20 protein-coding genes are annotated in these 25,242 nt (G+C 59.6%); 15 read left to right on the forward strand and 5 right to left on the reverse strand.

All coding sequences use genetic code 11. The features are described from left to right. Window positions 1–18: 18 nt before the first annotated feature. On the reverse strand, window positions 19–2,610 hold the full coding sequence (locus BRAD3257_RS07625; RefSeq protein WP_122401344.1) for a DEAD/DEAH box helicase: 2,592 nt from the start codon (window positions 2,608–2,610) through the stop codon (window positions 19–21). Between the two features lie 180 nt (window positions 2,611–2,790). On the opposite strand from BRAD3257_RS07625, the gene BRAD3257_RS39225 reads away from it, so the two are divergent. The 3 genes from BRAD3257_RS39225 to BRAD3257_RS07640 are packed head-to-tail and all read left to right on the forward strand — an operon-like array spanning window position 2,791 to window position 5,610. Then, window positions 2,791–3,306 (forward strand): hypothetical protein, encoded by a 516-nt coding sequence (locus tag BRAD3257_RS39225; protein WP_145986964.1) that lies wholly within the window; start codon window positions 2,791–2,793, stop codon window positions 3,304–3,306. Window positions 3,307–3,365: 59 nt separating this feature from the next. Continuing rightward, window positions 3,366–4,487, forward strand: a complete 1,122-nt coding sequence (locus BRAD3257_RS07635) for a hypothetical protein (protein ID WP_145986965.1) — start codon at window positions 3,366–3,368, stop codon at window positions 4,485–4,487. A 46-nt stretch (window positions 4,488–4,533) separates the two neighbouring features. Next, window positions 4,534–5,610: a DUF3616 domain-containing protein gene (locus tag BRAD3257_RS07640; RefSeq protein WP_122401347.1), complete on the forward strand. Its 1,077-nt coding sequence runs from the start codon at window positions 4,534–4,536 to the stop codon at window positions 5,608–5,610. A 20-nt stretch (window positions 5,611–5,630) separates the two neighbouring features. Here BRAD3257_RS07640 and BRAD3257_RS07645 read toward each other — a convergent pair whose 3' ends face one another. After that, window positions 5,631–6,194, reverse strand: coding sequence for a hypothetical protein (locus BRAD3257_RS07645; protein WP_122401348.1), 564 nt, complete (start codon window positions 6,192–6,194; stop codon window positions 5,631–5,633). Between the two features lie 171 nt (window positions 6,195–6,365). Then, entirely contained in the window at window positions 6,366–7,619 is a 1,254-nt protein-coding gene (locus BRAD3257_RS07650) for an ATP-binding protein (RefSeq protein ID WP_160118763.1), read from the reverse strand. A 78-nt stretch (window positions 7,620–7,697) separates the two neighbouring features. Between BRAD3257_RS07650 and BRAD3257_RS39230 the strand changes: the two genes are divergently transcribed. Continuing rightward, window positions 7,698–8,018 carry a hypothetical protein gene (locus tag BRAD3257_RS39230; protein WP_145986966.1) on the forward strand — a complete coding sequence of 107 codons (321 nt, stop codon included), beginning with the start codon at window positions 7,698–7,700 and terminating at the stop codon, window positions 8,016–8,018. 459 nt (window positions 8,019–8,477) lie between these two features. Continuing rightward, a complete protein-coding gene (locus tag BRAD3257_RS07660) occupies window positions 8,478–10,364 on the forward strand; it encodes a hypothetical protein (RefSeq protein ID WP_122401351.1) in 1,887 nt (628 codons plus the stop codon). 101 nt (window positions 10,365–10,465) lie between these two features. Here the strand turns inward: BRAD3257_RS07660 and BRAD3257_RS07665 are convergent, their stop codons facing one another. Beyond that, on the reverse strand, window positions 10,466–12,220 hold the full coding sequence (locus BRAD3257_RS07665; RefSeq protein ID WP_160118764.1) for a caspase family protein: 1,755 nt from the start codon (window positions 12,218–12,220) through the stop codon (window positions 10,466–10,468). Window positions 12,221–12,859: 639 nt separating this feature from the next. Here BRAD3257_RS07665 and BRAD3257_RS07670 point away from each other — a divergent pair. The 5 genes from BRAD3257_RS07670 to BRAD3257_RS07690 all read left to right on the forward strand — a co-directional run bounded on the left by BRAD3257_RS07670 (window position 12,860) and on the right by BRAD3257_RS07690 (window position 18,879). Beyond that, window positions 12,860–13,816, forward strand: coding sequence for an SMP-30/gluconolactonase/LRE family protein (locus tag BRAD3257_RS07670; RefSeq protein WP_122401353.1), 957 nt, complete (start codon window positions 12,860–12,862; stop codon window positions 13,814–13,816). 30 nt (window positions 13,817–13,846) lie between these two features. Continuing rightward, entirely contained in the window at window positions 13,847–14,506 is a 660-nt protein-coding gene (locus BRAD3257_RS07675) for a LysR family substrate-binding domain-containing protein (protein ID WP_122401354.1), read from the forward strand. Between the two features lie 910 nt (window positions 14,507–15,416). Beyond that, window positions 15,417–16,370, forward strand: coding sequence for a LysR family transcriptional regulator (locus tag BRAD3257_RS07680; protein WP_122401355.1), 954 nt, complete (start codon window positions 15,417–15,419; stop codon window positions 16,368–16,370). A gap of 240 nt (window positions 16,371–16,610) precedes the next feature. After that, entirely contained in the window at window positions 16,611–17,447 is an 837-nt protein-coding gene (locus tag BRAD3257_RS07685) for a Bug family tripartite tricarboxylate transporter substrate binding protein (protein ID WP_160118765.1), read from the forward strand. 463 nt (window positions 17,448–17,910) lie between these two features. After that, window positions 17,911–18,879: a Bug family tripartite tricarboxylate transporter substrate binding protein gene (locus tag BRAD3257_RS07690; protein ID WP_122401357.1), complete on the forward strand. Its 969-nt coding sequence runs from the start codon at window positions 17,911–17,913 to the stop codon at window positions 18,877–18,879. A 187-nt stretch (window positions 18,880–19,066) separates the two neighbouring features. Here BRAD3257_RS07690 and BRAD3257_RS07695 read toward each other — a convergent pair whose 3' ends face one another. After that, a complete protein-coding gene (locus BRAD3257_RS07695) occupies window positions 19,067–19,834 on the reverse strand; it encodes an SDR family oxidoreductase (protein ID WP_122401358.1) in 768 nt (255 codons plus the stop codon). A gap of 578 nt (window positions 19,835–20,412) precedes the next feature. Here BRAD3257_RS07695 and BRAD3257_RS07700 point away from each other — a divergent pair. The 5 genes from BRAD3257_RS07700 (at window position 20,413) to BRAD3257_RS07720 (ending at window position 24,946) form a co-directional block, all read left to right on the forward strand. After that, window positions 20,413–21,672: a Rieske 2Fe-2S domain-containing protein gene (locus tag BRAD3257_RS07700; protein WP_122401359.1), complete on the forward strand. Its 1,260-nt coding sequence runs from the start codon at window positions 20,413–20,415 to the stop codon at window positions 21,670–21,672. Window positions 21,673–21,683: 11 nt separating this feature from the next. Continuing rightward, window positions 21,684–22,190, forward strand: a complete 507-nt coding sequence (locus BRAD3257_RS07705) for an aromatic-ring-hydroxylating dioxygenase subunit beta (RefSeq protein ID WP_122401360.1) — start codon at window positions 21,684–21,686, stop codon at window positions 22,188–22,190. A gap of 91 nt (window positions 22,191–22,281) precedes the next feature. Then, window positions 22,282–23,478 (forward strand): CaiB/BaiF CoA transferase family protein, encoded by a 1,197-nt coding sequence (locus tag BRAD3257_RS07710; RefSeq protein ID WP_122401361.1) that lies wholly within the window; start codon window positions 22,282–22,284, stop codon window positions 23,476–23,478. Between the two features lie 14 nt (window positions 23,479–23,492). Next, a complete protein-coding gene (locus tag BRAD3257_RS07715; protein ID WP_122401362.1) occupies window positions 23,493–24,233 on the forward strand; it encodes an SDR family NAD(P)-dependent oxidoreductase in 741 nt (246 codons plus the stop codon). Further along, a complete protein-coding gene (locus tag BRAD3257_RS07720; RefSeq protein WP_174221555.1) occupies window positions 24,233–24,946 on the forward strand; it encodes a glutathione S-transferase family protein in 714 nt (237 codons plus the stop codon). The genes BRAD3257_RS07715 and BRAD3257_RS07720 overlap by 1 nt, the downstream gene beginning before the upstream one ends. Window positions 24,947–25,242 lie beyond the last annotated feature (296 nt).

Raw genomic sequence — 25,242 nt, forward strand, 5'->3', positions numbered from 1 at the left:
GCGCCATCAGCGCTCCCGTCATGGAACTGCCATCAGGTGCTTGCTGGCCGGCCGCTCACTGAGCCAGTGAGACAAGCCGGGCCCGTCGACTCGCGCCTTCTCCAGCGCGGTTATGGCGTCCGCCCGCCACGCCAGATCGCCGGGTTCGGTGAATGTCCGTCGCAGTTCTCGGATGACATCCAAGGCGTTGTCGCTCCACGCGCGGAAATCATCCAAGCTCCAAAAAGAGAACCGTCCCAGATGGGGGACAGCTCCCTGCTTCGCCTTCTTCACCGGCGAAACCAGGACGGGGATGATTTTCGCGCCCGCGGCGGCAGGTACGTTCATGCGTATCCAGTCCGGGTGAGAGGCGGCTTGGCGTGCCTTCGTCGCGTCTAGAACCGAGCTTGCGCCGGCGGCGTTGGCATGGTCCTCGAAAACGATCGCCACATCGCCCACATGCCACCAAGGATCCGGCGACGCATCCTCTTCCCGCTTGCCGGCGTCGAACCCAAGATGCTGCCCCAGCAGGACCTGCGCTTGCTCGAACTGGTCGCCGGATTTCAATCCTTCCCGAATCTCCCGCTCCTTGGTCGAAAATGCGCGGTTGTGAACGGTCCCGAGTTTCGCCAAGTACGCTTCCAGCCGTTCCACCTGCAGCATCGTAGTGGTTTGATCCCGTTCCTCCACGGTAGGGGAGACGCCCTTGCGAGCGAGCCCATTAAGCCAGGATATGCCCGATGAGGACTCCTTGGCCCGTTTGAACTGCTCTCGCGCCGCTTCTTCGAGGCGGCTGTCGCCGTGGCGATACGCGAGCTCCGCCGCGCTGCCCGCCAAGTAGTGCCACAGCGCGCGATAGCCTCGCAGATCCGGATGTTTAAGTTTAGCCAACACCTCGCGGGCGTGATCGAAAGCCTTGGAATGGTCGCCGTCCCACATCGCCTTCTGCCAGGCGATCTCTTCCACCACCGCCGAGGCCAATTCGTCCATCGCGGGAAACGCCACTTGGACGGCCTTGTCGCGGGCCTCGATGATGGCCTCGTTCGCTTCCTCCCAGTCCGTATCGTGCTCCAGGAAGATGCGGAAATTGTCGAGTATGTCGGCGGACTTGACCCCAGTCGACTGCTCGATGCCGAATTCGAGCTCGCCCTGAAGCTCCGGATGGAAATATTTGCGTCTTCTGAGATCGGTCAGATAGGCAGGCAAGTCCTCACCGGTAACGACCACTGCCGAATAGTCGTTCAGGCCTCGTGTGCATCGGCCTACCGCCTGCAGCACGCGGGTCTGAACCCGCTCGTTGAACAAAAGGTTCGCGCCCATGCGCGCCATCAGGAACCGCTCCTGAAGATTGGTCGCTCTGGGCAGGCCTTCGACGAACAGAAGCCGGCAGTCGTCGTTGGGAAAATCGATGCCGTCATACCGGTTGGCGACCACGGCAACGGCCGGATCCGATGCGACGAAGCTATCCTTTCCGGTTTCCAGGTCCGAGCCGTCGTAGATCGGAAACTTGAGTACGTTGCCGACGTCTTCGGCGATCGCCTTCGCCATATCGTTGCTGGGCGTAAGGACCAAGCTCCTGCGCGCGCGCGTCATCAGATCGCGGCGCAGGACGCGTCCCTCGTCTTCCCGAAGCGATTTCTCCGGGAAGATGAACAAGCGTCGACCGATGCCCTGCTTGTCCCAACCTTCCGGAATCGGAAGGCGCATGATGTTGCTGCGTCCCGTGAGCCGTTCGAGGTCCCCGCCAGCCCCAAGCGTGGCGGACATGAAGATGCGCTGTTTCGCGCCGGCGAACGGCGCGTGCGCCCACGTCGGCGGGATCAGAGGCCTGATCAGGATTTCGGCCGAGGACACATACAGCTGGCACCCCGTCAGATTGTCGCTGATGATGCTCCACGGATATTTCTGTTCGCCGTCTCCGATGTTGGTCGAAATCGCGTCGCGGAGTTCACGCTCGATACCCAACAGTTGTGGAGTGGGAATCTTGTCGACCCAGATGGCATCGTCGATCGAACGCGCCACGCCGGTCAGACGGCCGTAGTTCGTCGGCGAGAGCGCGCCCTTCAATACGCCTACGACAGCCTTGAACAATGTTTCGTCTGCGGGAGCGTAGCGGCTGATTTTGACCGTCCAGTGGGACGCGATATAGTTCTCTGCCGCATGCGCATCATCGACGATGACAACGTCGGGATCGTCGAAGAACGGATTGGTGTTGAACAGGCCGCTGTAGGGGGCAACTGCCACTCGTTCCAGGTTGTGATATGCCGCCTTCGCGGCCGGCGAGAAGTTCTTTCTCTTGCCGACGAAGGGTTCGACCGTCAGGCCGTATTTCGAGTTCGCCTCTTCCGCAACCTGATTGACCAGTTGACGGGTGGGGCAGAGATACACGACGCGTTCCCGGAACTTCCGCCTGCGCCAATCGGCGAGCAGCAAGCCGACGAGCGTTTTGCCGCTCCCCGTCGGCAGTTGCAGCGCCACGTCGGGCACATCTACAGCCTTTGCCACGTAGGTGCGCAGAATTTGTCCCTGGTGGTCGAACAGGCTGGCGTGCTTGCGGCGCGGAAGGTCGCGGAACAAGCGGTCCGGGCTGTCGGGCACCGCAACCGGCGCGCTGGGTTTTTTGAATGCCATAACTGCTTCTTGGCTCTGCCGTCGGCCGGAAATCGTTTGACTGACACATATGTCCGCCGCCGCGGTACCTCGCAAGAGGCCGGCACGCACCTAGGCGAATCCCCAGCTTGCGGTCGCATCTATCTTGCAACGTTATTCAAGGTGCGGTGCGGCTGGTCACCGCCCAGGGGCGGAGGACATATGATGTGGTTGAGCAAGGAGGCAATCAGGGCCAATCTGGTTGCGGATATGACCACCCGTTTTCCGGCTCGCCACGGAAACTTTCCGGACAAGCTGAAGATCTCCGCGCTCGGATTCCCCAGTCCGGAATCGCTTCGCGAATGGGGCAAGGCTCTCAACCGCGCTCCTTGGTTCACGGGCTGGTTCGCGCCATCTGAATTTCTCGCCTGCGTGACGGTAGGGCCGGTCCCGAATTCGAATCAGCCCAACATCGTCGATCTCATGTTCAACACACAGACGCGTCCGCACGAGACATCATCGACGTTCGCTGCGATGGCACGCTTGTCGGATGCGGCGTCTGGTCGCACTCGGAAGAGGGCTGCCGCAAAAAAGGCGAGCCGGGCCGCGAAAGGCAGAAGCAACAAAGCGGCAAAGGGAACAAAAAGGACAAGGAAGGCAAAAGGAACGAAGAAGACGAGTGCCGCTTCGGGCGCGCGACGAGCAGGCAAGAAAGCAAAATCGCGAAGGGGGCGATGATGGCTCCGCGGAACGAGATGCGGAGAACTGTCAGATCGGCGTGGCTGCTTGCGCCACTCTTGTTGGTAATCAATTCGGCGGCGCGCGGCGATTGCCTCGACGATTTCGTGGCCAAGAATGGGTCGACGATCTCCCTGGCGAATCTCCTGCAGGATCCGTCCTTCCAGAAATGTAGAGGCAATCCCAACCCCGGTGCGCGCAAAGCAAAGCTGGAGAAAGCGGCAACCGCCGCGCCGGTGGCCGCCCCTGTCGTCAACACGCGGGCTCCCGCGGTTGCGCAGTCTCAGGAGCGACCCGTGCCGCCGCCTCCGCCACCCGAATACGCCACCGCCTTCTATCCGATGCTTCGCAGTAGCTTTACGGACGTCTGGCTGTTCGACAAACGTAAAGGCGTCTCCGACATCGCCGATGCCGAGGGGGCCCAGTTTTCCTATTCCGACGACCGCATAGGACAGAACAGGGCATGGAGCGCGCATGCGATGGGGGCCGTGGTCTTCCAGTATCTGCACGACAGGTATCCGAAGGACGGTAGTCTCAACTTCATTGGGCTTAGCGTCGCGCCCTACGTCCAGATCGACCGGATCAGCAACAGCAACCCCAAAGCCGCTGTCAACAACGTGGACGAAGTCACCTTCGGAGGTTCTGCCGAACTCGGTTTCGACCTGGGCCCCGGGGCCAACTATCTCCGGGCCCGAGGAGCTGGGGTCGAGGACAGGATCTCGGGCACTTCCTCTGGGTCCGGCGTACTCGAATGGATTCCCGTCATCGACGGAGTTCTCAATTCGCCGTTCAACATCGGGACCATACCGATCACGTTCATTTTTGCGCCGGAGCTCAAGCTCAGATACGACAACGTTTTGGTCGACGACATCACCGGGCGCAAACAATACCTGGCGCGCGGAGGAGCGCAGGTCTTCCTGAAGTACACCGCGATAGCCGATGCGCTTCCGGACAGCATCAAGAACATCGGCTTTCTTTCGAGCCTGCATGGCCAAACGACGGCGAGCTGGCTCACGTCCGGTTTCGACGGCCGGAGCTATGCCTATTTCAACAGTTCGCTGACCGTGAACCTGGACGAGCAGGGTTACATCGGGTTGAGCGGAAGCTACACGCGCGGCCGCTCCGAAGACACGGGGCGGAAGCAGGATATTTGGAAGTTGAGTTTGACGGGCAAGCTCTGATGGCCGAAATCAGGTGACCTGATCGGATCGGATCAAGGAGATTCAAATGGCGTACGCAAGGACAGCCCTTCTGGCTGTTGCCTTCTTCTCCGCAGCGTTGTGGAAAGACGCATCTCTAAGCTCCGCTGACGCAGAACAGTTGCAACTCAAACCCATGACGATCGATGGGGCGTTCGCGGGCAAAAAGAAGAAGCAGGCCGCGGTGGATTTGAGTGGTCTCTCATGCCTTCCAGGAGGAGCCGCGGGTCTTCGAACCTGCATGGCCGTCAATGACGAAAATCAATCGGCCCAACGGCTCTCACTAGATGCGGATCGCCTGGTGGTCGGAGCCGTCGTACCCATTCTCGGAGCAAAGCCCGATCCTGAAACCTTAGGGGCCGAGCCTTCCGTCGCATGCGGGGCAGGCCCAGGCGAATTCGGCGAGCTCGATGGCGAGGCGGTCTCGTACTCCGCTCCCTACTTCTACATCGTCGGATCCCACGGGTGCTCGCGCAAGGCGGACGAATTTCGTCTCTCCTCCTTCGTGTTCGCCCGCGTGAAAGTCGACGGCAGCGGCGCTCCGACAGCAAGTGTCCAGACCACGTATCGCGTCGCCGATGCCTTGCGCAGCGGGGGAGTGGCTAACTTCGGCAAAAGTCTCGAGGGAGCGGCCGGCCTCAACATAGAAGGGATGCTCGTGAAGGACGATCGCGTTTGGTTGGGGCTGCGAGCTCCCTTGGACGCGAAAGGTTCTGCGATCCTCCTGGAATTGAGCGCTCAAGAGCTTTTCCGCGAAGGGCATGAGGCCGGAGCAAAAATCGTGAAGCCGTCCGCGGTCGCGACCCAGGGCCGCGGCATACGTGACTTGGCCGCACTACCGGACGGCAGGATAGTGGTGCTTGGAGGTGCGGTAAACGGCCCCGAAGTGCCGTTCCGACTGTTCCTATTCAATCCGGACAGCGAAGCCACCACAGAGATCGGCGAGCTTCCGCCTGTCAAAGGCGTCGTAAAGGGGAAGGAGAAGATCGGAAAGGCCGAGGCCATTTCAGTACTGTGGGCGGATGAAAAGGAAGCCCTAGCCGTGGTGCTTTTTGACGGCTTGGAAAATGGCGCCCCTCACTCGGTCCGGTTTGGCCTCAAATAATCTGACATCGAGCGAGGCGCTCAGCTCTCGTCGAAATCGTCAGGCCCCGGACTTCCATGGATTTTGTGCAGTCTATCGTTCTCGTCCATTTCGGGCGCGAGTTCCTGAATAAGGGGTTTCAGGTCCTCGACGACGACGGCAGCTGAGTGCCAAGTATCGTTCAAAGCATTGTCGGCTTGTTCGACCAGCCAAGGCTTGTTCGCTGGGTCGGACGTCTTATACAGAATTGTCCGGTCGCCGATCTGCGCCTTGAACGATTTCATTTTTCGCAGCGAGCTTCTGACGTTGCGAATTTCGGCGATAAGGTGTCTCGGAAAGATATCCAGCGACATCCAAGCTTCCTCAAGCTCGGGCGGCTCCTCGAAGTCGAGATCCCGAGCGGAAAATTCGTCGTTCTCCAAGATGGGCGCGAAAGTGAACTTGGACTGGCGCGATCGCACTGTCTCGATCAATTGTTTGAAAGCGATCTCAACTTTAAGGTAGAGCAAGTCTACAGGACCCCACAGCCCCAACCACGCGATCATTGTCAGGACAAGAATGATTCCGACAACGCTTCCCAGACCAACGAATCGATCGAATTTCATGCGCCAAAGTTGCCCGCCTGATGGGCTTTGTCGAGGGATGTCGCGATGAAGGAGGAGAACAACAGCTGGCCGCCGAGGCTAACGCGCTAGGTGCCTTGGCGCTTATTCCGGCTTGGAAGGCGCGCTCATGCAGCTCGTCTTTTGATAGTCCTTTTAGGCCGAGCAGATGAGCTACCTCCCGCGCCGTCTCGACGCCAGCCTGAGGAGTTCGTTGCCCGTCACTTCTCTGGTAGAGGCCCCCGATCGCAAGAAACATTTTTGCTGATCGAGAAAGGCGAGATCGCCCTTGGCAGGGAACACCTGGACGAGGCAAAGATCGGCTTGCTGGTCTCCATCGAGATCGATCGAAAGCCTCCTGACACGCACCAGTTCGCCGAAGTCGGTCCCGATCCGGCTGGCTATCAGATCGATCAGCCGTCGCTGGTACCCGTCCCAACTCTTGTCCTTGAGGAATTCGTTCTCGATAGCGATGCCGATGATGCGCATCTCGCCGACCGCGGGAAATCTAGTCTTGAGCTTTTCGAGCGCGACGCCCTTGAACTTGACTTCCTCGACTGCCCCAATGACGATTTCGCCGCCGTCGGAGTTGAGGAATGCGACCACCGTGCCGAGAATTTCATCCCTAAGAACCGGAAGCTTCTCGATTTTGTCGGTCATGAGGAGCTTGTTCACGTCGAGATCGAAGGATCCTTTTAACTCGAGCTTTTCCGATTCTTCCGAGGTGAGATAGTCGCGGGCGTCCCGGACTTCCGTGCTGATCGTCGGTCGATCGACGACTGCGATATTGCTCGTGGTGAGATAGGTGGTCGTCTTCATGCCTATGTTATGCAGGCCGGACCTGTTGATGCCGTCGTTGAAGCGGCTGATCTCGAAATAGCTCGCTGCCGGAACGAGGCCCTCGATCAGCAACGTCGTGTATCTGCCCACGCCTTTGTAAAGGACCGGCTCCCGGAAACCGGACTTCGAAAGTCGTTCGATGATGATCTTCTGGAGATGGTCTTCAACGGCCAGGCTGGCGCTTTCGCCAGGCGATATCGAAATGAACACCCGGATCTGGTTGTCTTCCGCTTCGATTTCGCGGAGCCAGTTGGCACCTCGCAACACCTCGCGAGCCTGCTTGTCCGACTTATTCGAACTCAACCTGCTGAAAGCATGCTGCGCAGCCAAACCCTCGTCGCCGTGAACGACGCGTGCGCGGTCTTGCCAATACGAGTGGAAGGCCAATTCGTCCACATTGAACACGGCTCCCTGGTGGACCCGACAATCCTTGGCCTTGATGTGCTCGCGCATGCGCTGCACGATCTGGGCGCCGTTCGACCGTGGAATCCAGGCCTGGAGGATGACGTCGACGGCCCCGAAGATCTCGAAGGTCGAGAAGGTGGTTATGGCTTCAGAGCGGAAGAAGTCTTCGAGCGCCTTCTTCACGTCCTTGAAGGCGTACGGAGGCATGAACGAAAGGAAGATGAAGTAGAGGCCTTCGCCGGCGCCTTCGCGGATTTCGGGGTGTATTTCTATGTGCTCGGTCATCTGGCGACCACCGGTGTGGTCGCCAGACGAAGACTGTCACTTGCCGCTACCGATCCTTCGCGAAGAACATCGGCCAAGCCTGGTAGCCGGAACGGTCGTCCAGATCTGCCTGAAGACGCTCAAAACATGGCGCTGGGATTCCGGGTCGAGATCGCTGAGATCGTCGACGATCTTGGCGTAGACCCGGCGTTCGTGATCGTTCAAATTCGATTGTTTCGTGTCGTCGGACATGTGAATTCCCGAATCCAGAGCGAAAAGCGATCGAATCGCCATCTAAGGGCGAGTTGGTTTTCCTAGGTTAACTTTGGGCGGCCTTGTAGGCTCCGTTCCTGCCATAAACAAGCCTTTCTTGGCTCGAGCCCGTCGGCCCTTGTAGGTGCGGCGCCATTCTTAGCGCTCCCGCCGCTCCCCCGAACCTAGGGAATCCCATTGGAAATGCTCGGATTTGGTCGAGAGGATCGCCACGGCCGGGGGGTACGGCCGTAAGGTCCAGCCGCGGGGGCGCCTGCCGCACATCGGAGGCCCGGCCGGGGCGCTCCTTCGGCAGCCGCTCGTCCATGGGACCAAGCCAGAACGGGCGTCAGGCCGGGGTCCCACCGGTTCACTCCGCAGCGGGCGAGTCTTGTTTCCGCCGTTCGCGCCAGGCCGGGCGAATGCTCGGGACCTTCCTAGTACACCTGCCAGCTCAAACGTGCCCAGTCTTCCGGTGCCGCACTGGCCATCATGGCTCGGATGTGCGGCAGGAGGCACGTGCCCATGACCGTCAAGCCAGTGGATCTCCAAGTTCTTCTTGCCAAGGGAGGCGTTGCAGACGGTCATCGATCCGGGGCGACGGCCGCCGGCTATGTCGGACAGGTTGCGAGCGCGCTGGATATAAAGAAGCCGGCAACCATCGAGGCGTTGAAGCCAGCTCTCAGCGAGTACGTCGTCGACGTTATCCTGAGCGCCGCCTGGTATACCCGGCAGTACAGCCGCGCCAGGAGAAACGCGATCCTGTTCATCGCGTTGAACGCCGCGATGGTGGTGGGTTTCCCGATCGCGATCGCGGCGCTGGGCGGCACTTGGAGTTCGTCTTCGTCCGCAGCCAACCCACATGTCGGAAGCCTGGTCGCGCAATTGACCGCGGTGCTGACGGGTATCCTCGCGCTCCAAAAGACGATCTCCGCCTGGTACTCCCAGCAACAGAATTACGCAGGTTGGTACAAGTGCGCCGCGGACCTCAAGGAATTGTACTATTCGCTACTCAAGGCGTGGACCGGCAAAGTCGAAGGCCGAGAAATAGAGTTTGCAGCATGGCTCGAAACCTCGTCGGCTGAAGCACGGAAGCTACTTAATACGGAACGCCTCGATTACTATACCCGATTGGCACTGCCGACATTCGACGTGCTTGATATGCTGACTGCATCGAAGTCCAATGTAGCTTCGCTTGTCACGTCGCTGCTTCCGGCCGAGAAAGAAACGCAAGCGGTCGCGATTGGCACGAAGGTTCTTCAGGGGCAAGGGAGCACCGCCGTCGAGCAGCCGGCATCCGGCGCGGCCGACATCGTTCAAGTAGGGCTTGTCTCGACGGCGAGCCTACCTCCATTCGATCAGGAGACGGTCGATCTGTGCTCTGCCGTCACCCTCAAGAATTCAGCGGACGTTCGGGCGCTGTTCGGGGAGCATCAGGGCTTCTTCGACTGGTACAACCAAACGTTCAGGAATGTCGACGCGATGAAAACGCGTTTCCCTTCCCGCGACACCGCAAGCAAGCGCAAGCACTTCGACGATTTCTGGGATCAGATCCCGGCGATTTTCGGCAATGACTCGATCAGCGCGATCGAACTCTGCGCCTTGATGGCGGTCAATCTCGAAGAATCCAACGGAGATCTCACTTCTGCTCCGGAGGAGATGAACGGTCTTGGGCGTCCTCATCCCGGGCTCGCCTACGCATTCGACAAGATCGACGGTCTGAAGCAGACCTACAATCACGCGCCGAACCGCACCGCCCTATCTCTCTTCCAGGATCATCTGTTCACCGACGCCCACGGTCAAAAGGCGGGCGCGCGGTCCATCTTAGGACGTCCCGGTGGCATCGACCCGAGATGGGGAGGCGACACGTGGCCCTCTGACGTTTCGGCCGCGGTCGACCCGAGCATCAACGGCTTCGTCATGGAGGCGGACTTCTTCAAATTCAGAGGGCGGGGCGTCATACAGACCACTTGGCGGAACGACTACAAGCTGCTGATAGGCTACATCTTGAGCGACGACGGGCGACGTAATTCCGTGCTCAATGGGCTCGCTACGAGGTGGCAGGCGGCTGCGGCAGGAGCCGGCGACGAACTGGATCGAATTGCGACTATCTCGTCGAACTCCGATTGGGATCTGGCATTTTCGCAGGATATCATTCTCGCAAAGGGAGTCGCTATCGACTCCCAAGCGAAGAACAACTATCTGCAAAGCCTGTCTCGCAACCTCGACGACCTCAACGGGCCGAAGAGCGCGAGAGGTTCTTTGTTGTACTTCGCTGCGCACATCAATGGAGGAAGCTATCCCTCGAGAGTTGCGCCGAAGATGTCGACCTTGATGCGGGGGCTTGCCCTCTCGCTCAAGACGCAGGCGGTGGCCCGTGCGCCGAGAAGTGCCGAGATCATCGAAGTGTAGCCCCAAGCTTGAGATCGTTGGACATCTGGCGAGCAAGCAAGCCTTCTGCCCGTTCGGCGGGCCCGGGAGGCAAGGGGAGAGGGCCAGGCACTTCGCTATCATCAGAACCAGCGTAGCTCCTTGAGGACGTCTCTGACCTTGACCGACGCGGTTTCCAACCGCGCCTGCGATCCGCCGAAGAGACCTGATCTCAACGGAGCCCAAGAGTCGCCGTTCCGCTCCGCCTCGGCCATCAGCCGATCGAACGGACCATCTCCAATGGATCCTCGCTGCTTGTATCCAAAGCGTCCGGGCGGCGCCCAAGGCGAATCGGACACGTCCGCGTAGTCCAACGCGAGCAGGATTTCGAATGAATTGAACAGGCCCTCATAGGAGCGGCCGAGAAACAGCAAATCCTCCAAAGGAGGTTGCAGCACGGACAAGAGATGTTCGCTCCGCGGGACGTAGTTTCTCTCGCGCCCGGGCAGAAGTTTGAAGTTATCGTTGATGTCGCTGAGCGCATCAACGGCAGGTACTATTATGGGCTCGGCTTGGCCGGCACTACCGGCATCAGGCTGCACGGGCGTGTTGAGCACGACGCGGAGTGCGTCGTAACGCTGAGCCGCAAGCGCGGCTATGCCCGCCGAGTACACCAGGTACATGACCGGGTACCATGCCAGCTTGAGCCACACCTTAAAGCCGGCTCCTCCCTTGTCCGACTCGGCAATCCGCCCCAGAGCCTTTTCCAAGATCGGCAACTGTTCGGAATTGGCCCAGCGCGCGAGAAGTATCACTATCTTCTGAATATTGGTGGCGGCCCGCTCGTAAAGCTGAACGCGGGCAACGAACTCTTCCTTCGTAGGCTGCGCGCCGTGGAGAGGAAACTGCCGCTCGTCGATTTCTTCCAAGAAGGACCGGACGTGCATCGACACGAAATCATCGAGCTTGATGCGCTTCCCGGGATCCGAGAGCAGTTCCTTCGTGGTTTCGACCGGATCCGGCCCCAGAGCACCGGCGGTCACCTGCGACGCCGTGTTTACGAGGATGTCGGGCTGCCCCGTCGTTCCTGATTGCCGCGGATCCGCCTTCGCTTCCGCGTTCGACCGAAGTTCGTCCAGCGGACCCGTGTCGAAAATGAAGTCTCCATCGCCTGCGACATATCCGAAATGAGGAGTTTGGTGGGAATCCCTGTCTCGTCCCACCTTTTCGTAGACGTAGGCCATCAGACCATTGGCGGTCAGAATTCCTTCCTTCGTCGCGGCAGCCCCCTCTAAACCATTGAGCAGGTGCGCGGTGAACATCGAGTGACCGGGCCGCACGCCTCCGCCGTCCGCGACGACCTCATCGGCCTTGCCTGCCGTCAAGACCTGACGGGAATGCCGCCTGAGCATGTCTCCGAGGAAGCGCATGTTCCCCAAAGACGGGGCTCGCTGGACGGCCAGCCCTCCGTAGCAGGCATCCATAATGAAGAACATGTGTTTCGCCGGAATCAGATCCGCGTTTCGCGTCAGATCGTCCCAGCGTAGCAAGGTCCTCGGCTCACCTGGATTGCCGTCGTACGGCACCAGAAAGCCGACCTCCCCTCGGGTGCCGGACATGGTGAAGCCATGCCCCGCGAAGAAGAACACGATTCGGTCGTCCGGCTCCACGCCGCCTGCCGCGAACTTCAAGTAGGCATTGCGGATGCCGGCGAAGGTCGCCTCGGCATCCAGGAGAACTACGATATCCTCCTCGTCAAAGCCAAATCCTTGCAGTGCCCCAGCTACCGCGATCGCATCGTTCTTTGCGAAACCCAGCGGATTGACGTGCTTGTAATCGTCGATGCCGACGACGAGCGCGTGGCTTCTGCCGTACTTCGAACCATAAGCCATCGGCATGGACATCCTCTCGCGGATCAGCGCCTGTTAAGAGTTTGAGCGGTAGATGCCGCCTTGAGGGCATCGCGCCACGTCTTAGAGCGAGCGGTGGCTGCGGTAAACGGGGAACTATGGGCGCTTGGGCATTTGGCACGCCCTGGCGCGACTTTCTCGCCGATGGTGATCAGCCACCGCCTCCCTTTGGTGAGGCCTTCAGCTTGAATGCTCCCACAGCCAAACCGTGGTAGATCCGGAGAGCCTGGACTCGCTTCGGTTCCGATAGTCACTTTTGCTTTTAAAGCGATCTCGAGGCGTTATAATGCGCCTCACTAACGCAATTCCAAAGGGGCGTCCGCCAGCCAATTGGCACTGATAGAGGCTTACAATGCCGCTGGAAATTCCGCCCCAGCCGGGGATGTCCTGAAAGCGCACTCCTCGAGGTCTCGGATCCCGAACATGGATCCAGGGCATTTAAGTTTCTCACTGTGCCGGCGAGGGGGCTGCACCTATGGCGGCTGACGTGGATGTCGACGATGCTCGGTCCTTCCCGAACACCGACGAATCCCAGCGATCGGGAGAGACGCCGGTCGTCGTCACGTGCGACCACGGCAGCAACAATGGACGGATAACACGTCCATACATGAACTCGGAGGAACAGGCATGTCAGTCGGGGGAATCAACCTCTTTCACAATCTCGCCCGTATCGTGGCCGCAGCAGTCGTCGGCTTAGCTGAGATCTCACTTGCAACCGCAGCATTATCGCAGATCGCGATCCCATCCGGATCTCCGTTTCCGGAAGGCTTGACGGCAACAAAGGATGGAACACTTTATGCCAGCAGCCTGACGAACGGCGGGATCGTGCGCGCAAAGCCAGGTGCCTCCGAGGCCGAAGTCTGGATCGAGCCCGGTACATTCGGCACGCGATCGACCTTCGGCGTCCTCGCTGACGAGAATGCGGGACTTCTGTGGGTTTGCTCGAACGACCCGACGCCCCTCGGCGTCAAAGGCCCAAACACGATCGAAGGCTCGTTCGTAAAGGGATTTGACCTCGAGACAGGCAAGGGAAGAATTAGCGCCCAACTTCCGACCCAACCATCGATCTGCAACGATCTCGCGGTTGGGCCTGACGGCGCGCTGTACGTCACGAACACTCTGCAGCCACAGATCCTTCGCCTGAAGAAGGGGTCTTCCGAGCTTGAAGTCTGGGTTCAAGACGGCAAGTTGAAGGGCGGCCTTGATGGCATTGCGTTTGGACAGGATGGAGCTTTGTACGTCAATACTTTCCAGAGCGGCGAGGTCTTCCGCATTGAGTCCAATATGGGAGTCGCCGGCGTCATCACGAAGCTCGAAACATCACGCCCGATCAAGTTTCCAGATGGCTTAAGGGCAGACAAGACCGGCTTCCTGATGGTTGAAGGTGCCGGGCCGCTTTCGAAGGTCACGATCGTCGGCGATCGCGCGGAAATAGACACAATCAAAGATTTCGCCGGACCGACCGCCCTCGCGCGCATCGGCAATACGCTTTGGATCGCGGAAGGGCAGATCGGCTACCTCATGGATCCTTCAAAGAAGGGCCAGACGCCGACTTTCCAGTTGCGATCGATCGATGCTCCCTAACGTCCTGTTCCGCAGTAGGTCGGAGGAGCCATGCCTGGAGGTCAAAGGGCGCCGGCCCGCATCGAGATCGGCTTCGAGGGGTCCGCCGTCTTTCCCGGCGTTTTGGCTTCCGCGATTGCCAACTACCGCGAGACCAGGCCCCGCACGGAGATACGGCTGACCGAGCTCGCGATCCTGACGCAAATGAACGAGATCGAAGAGGGCCGGTTGGATGTCGGCATCGTGCGACTGCCGGCAGATCTGCCTTCGCGGCTGACGGCGGATGCGATCTTTCGAGATCCTATCATCTTGGCCATTCCGGCAGCACACCCTTTGACCATGTCGAGGTCGGTTCCCATCAATCAACTGCGGCGTGAGAAATTCGTCGCACTACGGAGTCAGGAAGATGTCGGCTTCAACGCGCAGATCGCCGACCTATGCGCAGAGATCCGACTTGATCCTCATGTTACGCAACGGGCAGGTCAATTTACCACGCTCATCGGCCTGGTCGCAGGCGGGCTGGGCCTCGGCTTCGTTCCTAGCTCCGTCAGAAATCTTAGAATCCCCGACGTCGCATATCGCCCCCTGGACGTCTCCCGACACTCCATCTTGGCGATGGTTTACAGACGATCGGAGCGTGCGGAGGCTGTATTGACCTTCATCAAAGAATTGCGAGTCGCGGCGAAACAAGCGGCCGATCTTTGCCGTTAATGACGGAGCCGCTCCAACGGATCGAAGACTTGGGTTCGGCCGATATCGCCCGTCTACCCGAGGTCCGCCCCATGTACCCCGGGTCGCGGAAACGATCACTCGAGCGGCCTTCCGAGAGTGCGCGGATAGGGGCGGAAGCTCACTTCGTGCACACCTCGGGTGCATTTCATCCCTGAATAGCCCTTGCTCAGAAGCGTGGTGGCGATCCATCTGCCAACAGTCAGAATATAGAGCGACCGGAAGGATACCGGACATTCGCCATGATTCCCGGCTTCCGCATGCAAGGAGACATATGCCGGCAGGTACTGCGTGACGGGCGCATGGACTATCGTGTGCGGAATCGAACGGCGATCCGGGTTCCGTGGTGCGACAGGTTATCGGGGACGATAATCAGGCCGAGCCCGGCGGGCGCGTCATGCGGAATCGTGAATAAGAACGGCAACTCGTGAGGCCGGCGGCACTGTTTGCATGGACGCTTGCCCGTATCGCTGTCCAGGTAATCTTCGACTCGAAGAGACGACGCGTTTGACTGCCTTTACTCGGCCGCTTCGGCTACGGCGCATCATTCCGCTTGGGGATGGTGGCTACTGAAGGGGCGCAGCTAGGCTGCCCTTCCCGGCTCAAACGTGGGTAGCAGCCACGTCTTCCATGACAAATCTGGTGCCGGACGGAAAACAATCGAACTGCAATTTTGCATCGAAAGCTATAACCGAAGCGTCGAGACAAATTCGTCTGCAACAATATGTTCTTTGCACGAGCAACCGTCGCGACGACTTCAAGGAATCGATCAAGAGGATAAACTACAGGCGGATCTACTGCGGTGCGCATCGGTTCGCCTTCTTCGAGCCGGAGGCGCGCCCAACTCGAGCTGACATCGCATTCGAACGCTGAGTCGAGATGGAGGGGATGAGTGGAGTTGCGTCGGCTGAAATACATGTCGGTCCTGGCCGAAGAATTGCATTTCGGAAGGGCGGCCGAGCGGCTCGGCATAGCGCAGCCGGCGCTGACGCAACAGATCCGGGCACTTGAGCGCGAACTCGGGGTCGAGCTATTCCATCGCACAAAGAGGTCCGTAAAACTTACCGTCGCTGGCCGGGTCACTCTGAGCGAAGCCGTCAGAACCCTCCAGCAAGCCGAGAGAACCGCGCTGGTGGCGCGTCAGGCCGGACGAGGCGAGCTGGGGCACATCGAGATCGGATACGTCGGCTCGGCGATCTTCACCGGCGTTCTTTCAAAGGCAATCGCGCTATTTCGGCCGGTAAACCCGCTGGTGGAGCTTCGTTTGAACGAGCTGGGGATCGTTCAGCAATTGGACGACGTCGGTAGCGGTCGGCTCGATATCGGCATTCTCCGTCTTCCCGTGAAATCGCTCCCGGCCGGGGTTGGGATAACTACGTTGCACCGGGAGCCGATCATATTGGCGATCCCGCGTGCGCATCGGCTCTCGCGGCAGAAGATCATCTCGCTCGGCGCTCTGAAGTCCGAGCCTTTCGTCGCCGTTCAAATCCAGGAGGGGAGCGGGTTCAATGCTCAAGTCGCACAGTTATGCTCCGCAGGCGGATTTACACCTCAAGTGATGCAGTACGCAGGACAGTTCACGGCCCTTTGCAGGCTTGGTGGCCGGCGGCCTCGGCGTGGCATTCGTTCCAGACTCGGTTCGGCATTTGCGGATACCCAATGTGGTCTATCGGCCGTTAGCAAAGATCAATCAACAGTCCGATTTGGCGATGGTCTATCGGAACTCGGAGCGCGCACCCGCCGTCATCGCCTTTCTCGAACAGCTGAAGAGATTGGCGCGGACCGCAGGCCCGACGGCTCAGGACTGATACGATCTACTTATTTATGTGGAGAAAATGATTATTAGCTGCGAAGACGCTCGGCTCGATAGTCTCCCTTTGAGCCGCTCCCAGATCGGCAAAAGGGAGGATGACCACTTGCTGACGCGACCACAGCCGCGTTTTGCTTGCGTCAACGCAGCGTTCGATAGTTCGCTGCTATACGAAGGAACCACCCCCGCTCCAATCGTCGCCCCACTCGCAACACGCAGTGCGATGCAGGCCCGGCCTGCGGACCGTGACACCGTACATGGGGATGCGGGATGGCAATGAGATCGATCACGCGACGACATGCGCTGGCTTTCACGTTATCTGCGGCTGCCGCAGTGCGATCAGCCCAAGCGGAAGAGAGGTTTCCTCAGCGTCCTCTCCGACTGGTCGTTCCTTACGCCCCAGGCGCATCGACCGACACCGTCGCACGTTTGATCGCTCGCCATATGGGCGACCATCTCAAACAAACGATAGTCGTGGAGAATAGATCGGGCGCCGGCGGAACGATCGGGACGGGGGAGGTCGCTCGATCCGAGGCAGACGGCTATACGATTCTGCTCGGCAATCTCAGCACATTGGTCTTGAGCAGGTTTCTCTTCCGGAAGTTGAACTATGCGCCGGATCGGGATCTCGTTCCTCTCGTGCACATCGCCCATATCCCGAACATCCTCGTGACGAACCGGGACGTTCCGGCCGCCAATTTGCGCGAGCTGATCGCATATCTGAAGTCGAGCCCAGGGCGTTACGGCTTTGGAAGCGCAGGCCAGGGGACGATCATGCACCTCTCCGGAGAGCTGTTTCGAAGGCTTGCCGGGGTCGACATGGTCCACGTCCCATATCGTGGTTCGCAACCGGGTCTGCAGGACCTCATCGCCGGCAACATCGTAATGATGTTCGACAACGTCCCAGGAACGATCGGGCTCGTTCAATCGAATGCCATTCGCCCGATCGGAGTTTCCACCGAAGTGAGGGTCCCCGCGCTACCTAGCGTGCCGACGATTTCGGAGTCCGGACTTCCGGAGTTCGTCAATAAGAGTTGGTTTGCGATATGCGTTCACGCGAGGACGCCCGCAGCACAGAAAATCAACTCGAAGAAGCCGCGCTTTACGCAGTAGATCATCCAGAGACGAAAGCGCGACTGATCGACCTCGGAGCAATTCCCGTTCCGATGAACGGTTCGGATACGCAGAGGTTCTTGCGGAGCGAGGTCGACTACTGGGAGCCGTTCGTGAGGTCGCTGAACATCGCGCTCGATTGATCGTCGCGGCCTGGGAACGGGACTGGACGCCTTGCGATGGCCTCGGCGTTGGTGATTTGCAAAGAGCTATAGCATGAGCGGCGCCGGGCATCTCATGGTCAACGAAGCGGAGCAGCCATATGAATTGCGAACCTTATTGCGCTGTCGGAGTTTTGTCGCTCGTCGCAACGACGGAGGGGCTGCAGCCGCTACGTTCGATTGCCGGAGGACGCGACAGCTCAGGTTCGACGAAACGGCTTCGAGAGCCTCGAGGATGGTGGAAATCCGCCGCGGCTTGCGGTCGTCGTGGTCGATCAGGGGATCAACCCAGAGACTCGGCGATGAAAGGAGTCGGTCTGCTCTTGCTTGCTCTTGCGCTCGCCGTCGAGGTGAGCGGGGCCCGAGCGGAATCGTTCCCCTCGCGGACCGTTCGGCTCTTGGTACCCAATCCTGCTGGAGGGTCGAACGACGCTGCGGCACGCCTTTTAGCCGAAGCGCTCAGTGAAACTTGGCAACAAGCAGTCGTGGTCGAGAACAGGCCAGGTGGAGGTGGTAATGTCGGGACGCAGGCCGCTGCCGCTGCGCCGGCGGACGGCTATACTTACCTCGTCAGCTCGCCTGGTCCCATCGTGATAAACCCGTCGCTCTACAAGACGCTGCCGTTCAACCCCGAGAAGGACTTCAGGCCGATCGCCCTGTTGGCGACCGTGCCGATCGTATTGATAGTCAATCCGAAGCTGCAGGCAACGACGCTCGCCGATCTGATGAGTTCGGCCAAGAAATCCGAAGCGCTGAATTACGCATCCTCCGGAATCGGCTCGACACATCACCTGTCGGCGGAGCTGTTCAAGAGGATGACGGGTCTCAAGCTCGGGCATGTGCCCTATAGGGGCGCTGCGCCGGCCATGAATGATCTTATCGCCGGTCACATTCCTATACTTTTCGACAATCTCCCCACCGTCATTCCGCAGGTGCAGGCGGGTACCGTCCGGGCGTTAGCCATCGCGAGCCCGAAGCGATCGCACTCGCTGCCCGATGTGCCGACGTTTGAAGAGGCCGGCTTGACCGGCTTCGAAGCATCATCCTGGTTCGGAGTTTTCGCGCCCGCCGGCACTCCAACCGAGATCATCGCAAAGGTGACCGCCGATATCGAACGGGTCACGTCGAGTCCCAGTTTCCGAAAGAGTCTCGAAATGACCGGCGCGGACGTAGGTAACGTGTTTGGTGAAGAGTTCGGCCGTTTCCTGAAGAAGGAAGCCGAAAAATGGGGAGGGGTCATCGAGAGCTCGGGCATAGCTCTCATAGAGTAATGGACTTCACCTCCGAAGATCCTTTGGTGTTGGAGCAGGGCGTAGATGGTCGAAACCGCTCCGGTGGCACCAGCGCCGTTTCGGCATGAGCGGTCGTTCTCTATGCGCATCATAGTCCGCTCGCGGGCGGCGGCGGTGCTTCCTATCAGCGAGCGCCCTCCCGAGCTTCGGCAGGCGGGAAATGAAGTCACCACTTTTCGACCCATGGGCGGAGGACCACTTCGAAAGCCCATGTGGACCGATGCTGACGATGCAGATGCAAATAGGTCTCGGCGATACGATCGGGGTCGGCCATATTGTCGTCGACGGTCGAGCCTGCCAGCCGGTGGGCGCGCGTCCCGTCCTCCTGAGTCCAGCCGATCGCGGCGTCGATCGGAACATTCGCCACATGGATACCCTGCGGCATCAGTTCTCTTGCCATGCTCTGCGCCAATCCGGCCTTCGCATGACACGCCATCGCGAAGGCTCCACTCGAAGGGTACCCCTTTAGCGCAGCGCTGGCATTCGTGAAGATGATGGTTCCCCTTGCTCCGTTCACGTCGGGTCCGTTTTCAAGCATGAGTTTGGCCGCATGCTGAGCTACCAGAAACGCGCTGAATGCGGAATTGCGGACGGTTTCGAACGCCATCACCGGGTCCGCTTCGACAAGCTTCTTGCGAAAGATTCCGGCCACCCGGCCGTCGATATTGTGAACGACAAGCCTCGGCGTTCCAATGTCCTGCGTCACCTTTTTGAACAACTGATCCACAGCGCTGGGTTCGCTCGCGTCGCAGGCGTATCGACGCACGCCGTGTACCCTTTCCAGCTCCTCAAGAACCGTCTTGTCAGGTGTCCTTGCCGCCACGGCAACTCGCATGCCGTCCTTGGCGAACAATCTCGCGCAACTGGCGCTGATGCCGGGGCCGCCGCCGATGATCAGTGCGACTTCCGCCGAAGGTTGGGTGGACTGGGCCATGTCGCTTCCTCGCTTGCGTATCGTGGGGTGTCTCAGCGCACTTAGAAGGCGCCGACGCGATGAAACTATACGCACACTGCGCGTGAGCCGCAAAACCCACGTTCGAAGAGACGTACGCCGACGGCTTAGTCTCCGATGGCCACTTCGGCGGGCCTTTGTAGACCGAACGGGATTGGCACTCGGAAGCACCGCACTCCTCTGATCTCTGCAGGACCGGAAGCCTCTGCTAGGGGATCAGTCGACAATCGAATGTGTATCCGGTCGGCCGCAATATTCCGAACCGCGCTCCGGCACCTGATTGCGCAGTAGTGGGCCGCACCAGAATATGGCGTTCGAGCTCCGATCGAACTTGTCCCAGGTGTGCGAGCTTCCGGGTATTCAAAGAAACGGCGCCCTTTCTCGACACCTTTCGCCAATTCGCGCGTGGCTCATTCGGTCGGCCCTCTGCTGGCGGAGAAGCGAGATCTCGGCTGATAGCGGGCGCTTATCAATACAGCGAAATTATGTATTGGAGCTGCGCGAAGGCCCCACCTAGAATTTCTACAAAGTCCGTCGAGGGACGAAGTGGGAGCACGATCATGTCACCGACCGCTCGATCAGAGCGCACCAAGGCGGCCGAGTTCAAGTGGCCGCAGCAAGGCGTGACCCGCGCGCCATATCGTCTTTTCACCGACCCCGAAATCTACAGGGAAGAGCAGGAGCGGATCTTCCGAGGGAAGACCTGGAATTTCCTGTGCCTGGATATCGAGATCCGGAATGCCGGAGACTACCGGACTACGACTGTCGGGGAAACGCCCGTGATCGTCACTCGCGACCGCGACGGAAAAGTTCATGCGATGGTCAATCGTTGCGCGCACAAGGGCGCTCTGGTGTGCCTGAAGAAGAAAGACAACGTCGCGAGCCTCACGTGCGTCTATCACGCATGGAACTACGATCTCGACGGCAGGCTCAAAGGCGTCGCTTTCCGCAACGGCGTCCGCGGTCATGGCGGCATGCCGAAAGATTTCGACCCGAGCCAACACAGACTCCAGCCTTTGAGAGTGGAGTCGTTCTGCGGCGTGATCTTCGGCACTTTCGCGGATGAGATCGAAGACGTCGAGACGTATCTGGGTCCCGAGATGAGTTCCTTCATCAGGCGCAATCTCGGGCGTCCATTGCGCATTCTCGGTACCCACAGCCAGATGATCCACAACAACTGGAAACTATACGCCGAGAACCTTCGAGATTCGTATCACGCGACCCTCCTGCATACGTTCTACACGACTTTCAAGGTAAACCGCCTGGACATGGACGGCGGCATCACGCTCTCCGACCGCAAGTGGCATCATCTGAGCTTCGCCCGCCGCTCGAAGATGCAGGAGGCAGCCGAATACGCGGACGCGAAAGTGCATTCCGCCAACTATGAATCCGCGCTCGATGGCCCGGGTCTGCTCGAAGCCTGGGAAGAGTTCGACGACGGCATCACGCACAGCATTCAGACCGTATTCCCGAACATGTGCATTCAGTTTACGCTGAATTGCCTGGCGATCCGATTCTTTGCTCCGCGCGGCGTAGATCAAACCGAGTTGTTCTGGATCTATCTCGGTTACGAGCGTGATACCGAAGAACAGTCGAGAATGCGGGTGATGCAAAGCAATCTGACTGGTGCCGCGGGTCTCGTCTCGCTCGAGGACGGTTGTATCAACGAATTCGTGCAGCGCGGGACGCGTGCCGATCCCGACCAGTCCTCATTCATGGAAATGGGGGGGCGAGCAGTCGAATCCGAAAGGAACTCCCGGGCGACCGAAACCGCGGTCCGCGGCTTTTGGTACGGCTATCGAAGCATCATGGGCTTCTGAGGAGATTCGGGATGCACACAGTTCTCGACAAACCCTCCACACCAGGAATCGCACCCACGCGTGATCAAGTCGTCGATCTGGTCGCTGCATATGCGCATTGCGTCGATGACATGAAGCTGGACATGTGGCCGCAGTTCTTTACGTCGGATGCCATGTATCACGTGACCACCCGCGAGAATCATGAGGCCGGCCTTCCGATCGGAATCGTGCGCTGTGTCGGGAGGGGCATGATGCAGGATCGGGTGAAAGCATTCTATTCGGCCAACATCTTCGAGCCGCATACCTATTGCCACACGATCGGAAGATCGGAGTTTCTGAAACCGACCTCGAACGGCGTAATGTCGGTCCGATCGAACTTTCAGATCGTCCGAACCATGGAAAGCGGCCGCATGGATCTGTTTGCCGTCGGCAGATACATCGACGACGTCGTGATCGAGGACGGACAGGCCCGCTTCCAGAAGCGGCTGGTTATCCTCGACTCCCGAATCGTCGATATCCTGATCGTTATCCCGCTGTAGCGGCTCAGGGGCGGGGCTCCGCCTTGGCCGCACGAGACTTTACCCAAACGTTGAGATAAGCGCGTAAGCGTAAGTCGAGGGAGAAGCAGAAATGCCTGGTCCGTTGAGCGGAGTTCGTGTCGTCGACCTGACCGGAGTCGTATCCGGCCCGTTCGCCACGATGTTTCTCGCCGACCAAGGGGCTGACGTCATCAAGATTGAGCCCATCGGGGGCGACATCACGAGGCGAAGCCGCGCGCCCATAGATAAGGCAGGGGAATTCTCCGCCTTGTTCATTTCCTCGAACCGCGGAAAGCGCTCGCTATCGGTCGACATCAAGGAGCAGAGCGGGCGCGAAATCCTGACTCGTTTGCTGGATCGCGCGGACGTCCTCGTTCAGAATTTTCGTCCCGGGACCATGGAGCGCCTGGGACTGGGACCGAAGGAACTACGCGAACGCAATCCGCGCCTGATCTACGTCTCCATCAGCGGCGTCGGAGATACCGGCCCCTACGTCAAGAAGCGGGTCTACGACCCGATCATTCAGGCGTTGTCCGGATTCGCAGATATACAATCCCAACCCGTGACCAACAGACCGCAGATGATCCGGACGATCGTCGCGGACAAGACGACGGCGGCGTTCACGGCGCAGGCCGTGGCAGCTGCGCTCTACGCTCGCGAGAAGACCGGAAAGGGCGATTACATCCAGGTGGCGATGCTGGATACGATGATCGCTTACCTATGGCCCGAAGGAATGATGCAGTACACGGTCGTAGGGAAGGAAGCATCGGTCAGCGATCCGAACGACCGTCCGGATCTCGTTTTCAAGACGTCCGACGGCTACATCACCTGCGGGACCATCTCGGATTCCGAGTGGCAAGGGTTTTGCCGGGCGACCGGAGATCCGGAACTCGCCAAGGACGAGCGGTTCTCCAGCCCGGCCGGCCGGTTCATGAACGCGACCGCTCGCATCAATAGAATGCAGGAGTACATCTGCAAATGCACGACGGCGGAGTGGCTCGAACGACTCGACGAGGCGGACGTGCCTTGCGCGCCGATTTTGCGTCGAGCGGACGTCATCCACAATGAACAGGTCGTCGCGCGCGAACTGATCGAAGAGCTCGATCAGCCTGCAGTGGGTAAAGTGAGACAGCCGAAACCGGCCGCCAAGTTCGAGATCAACCAGGCGAAGATCGCAGGGCCGGCCCCGCGCGTCGGCGAGCACTCCCGCGAGATTCTGCGGGACCTCGGCTACGACGATGCGTCCATCGACACGCTGGTTGCGGGCAAAGCGGTCCGCGCTGTCTGACGTGGGAGGCGACAATGAATCAGGAGCCAGGAGTGGCACTGCTGGTAGGCGCCGGCGACGCGATCGGCGCTGCCGTGGCGCGCCGGTTCGCCGCCGCGAACTACAAGGTGTGCATCGGCCGCCGCGATGCGTCGAAGTCGTCGGCCTTGATAGAAGAGCTTACGCGGTTAGGCCACAGCGTGCAGGCGAGAAGCACGGACGTCAGGAAAGAGGCGGAAGTGCAGTCCCTGTTCGCCGAGGTCGAAAGGGAAATGGGACCGATCGAAGTCTGCCTCTTCAACGCAGGAGCCAATGTAAGCAAGCCGCTCCTCGAGACTTCGGAGCGGCTGTTTTTCAAGGCGTGGGAGCTTGCCTGCTATGGAGGGTTCCTGGTGGGCCGGGAAGCTGCCAAGTACATGGTCCCGCGATCTAAAGGGACCATCCTATTCACGGGCGCCACTGCAAGCCTGAGGGGTGGAAAGAACTTCGCGGCGTTCTCGTCGGCCAAATTCGGTCTTCGGGCCGTCGCGCAGTCGGTAGCGCGCGAGTTGGGACCGCAAAACATCCACGTCGCTCATCTCATCATCGACGGCGGTCTGGATAGTCCGGAAATACACCGGCGCCTGAGGGAGCGCGGCGTGGATGTAGCCTCGATGGCGCAGGATTCCCTGATCAAACCGTCTTCGGTCGCCGAAGCGTATTGGGCGCTCCACCAGCAACCTCGCGACGCCTGGACTCACGAGCTCGACCTTAGGCCGTTTGCAGAGCGCTGGTGATGAACTCGGATCTGATATTGTGGGGAGTCGGTACCGGCCGCACGATCCGGGCCCATTGGGCCTTGCGCGAGCTCGGCTTGGACTACGTCTGCAAACCTATAATGGCCCGCTCCGGGGAGACGACCACGCCGGAGTACACCTCGTTGAATCCACGGCAGAAGATCCCGCTTTTGCAGGATGGAGCATTCACCATCGGCGAGAGCGCCGCGATCGCAGCGTATCTCGCGCATAAGTACCGTGGCGGCTCTTCGTCGCTCGTTCCCGAGGACGACATTCAATATGCCAGATGGCTCGAGTGGTGCTTCTTCATCACCACGGAGTTGGATGCGACCAGCCTCTATGTCATGCGGCGGCATAGTACGGGCGTGGGGCTCGCCCACATCTACGGGGAAGCGCCCATGGCAGTCGCCAAAGCGCGCGAATACTTCCTCGCTCAACTGAAGCACGCTCAGGTGACGTTGTCGGACGAGCGGAAATATCTGCTGGGAGAGCAATTCACGACCGCCGACATCCTGCTGACCACCTGCCTGGTATGGGCAATCGAATACATGCTCAAGGTTCCCGAAATTTTCCTGCCATACTTGGAAAGGACCACGAGCAGGCCTGCCTATCGTGCGGCGCGCGATGCGAACGGTCAGCCTCCGCTGGGAACAGGATTTCGGGTGGTGGAAGGCACACCTCAAGCTAAAGCAAGTGGTCAAGGTTCGGTCTGACGGTTTCTCTTGCCTCTAGCGGCGTTGGATCACCAAGTGCGTGCCCAGCGGCAAGCTTCCATTCGGCCGCGCGCGATCCCCGTTCCGACGGATCGAAGCTCGCTTGTCTTTTGCGAGAACAGGTTTTCCTGCGTCGGTGGAGGCATTTCAATGCTGAATAACGGCTCGCCAGAACCGCGCTGGTCAGGGCCTATTGGCCGCACTACGAAATATGGAGCACCAGTGTGGATGTTGATGTTGTTCGGGTGAGGTAAGTGCCCGTTGCGAAATGATCGCACGCTCCGGAGTCCGCTGCT

Source organism: Bradyrhizobium vignae (genome assembly GCF_900324035.1).
Classification (GTDB): Bacteria; Pseudomonadota; Alphaproteobacteria; order Rhizobiales; family Xanthobacteraceae; genus Bradyrhizobium; species Bradyrhizobium vignae.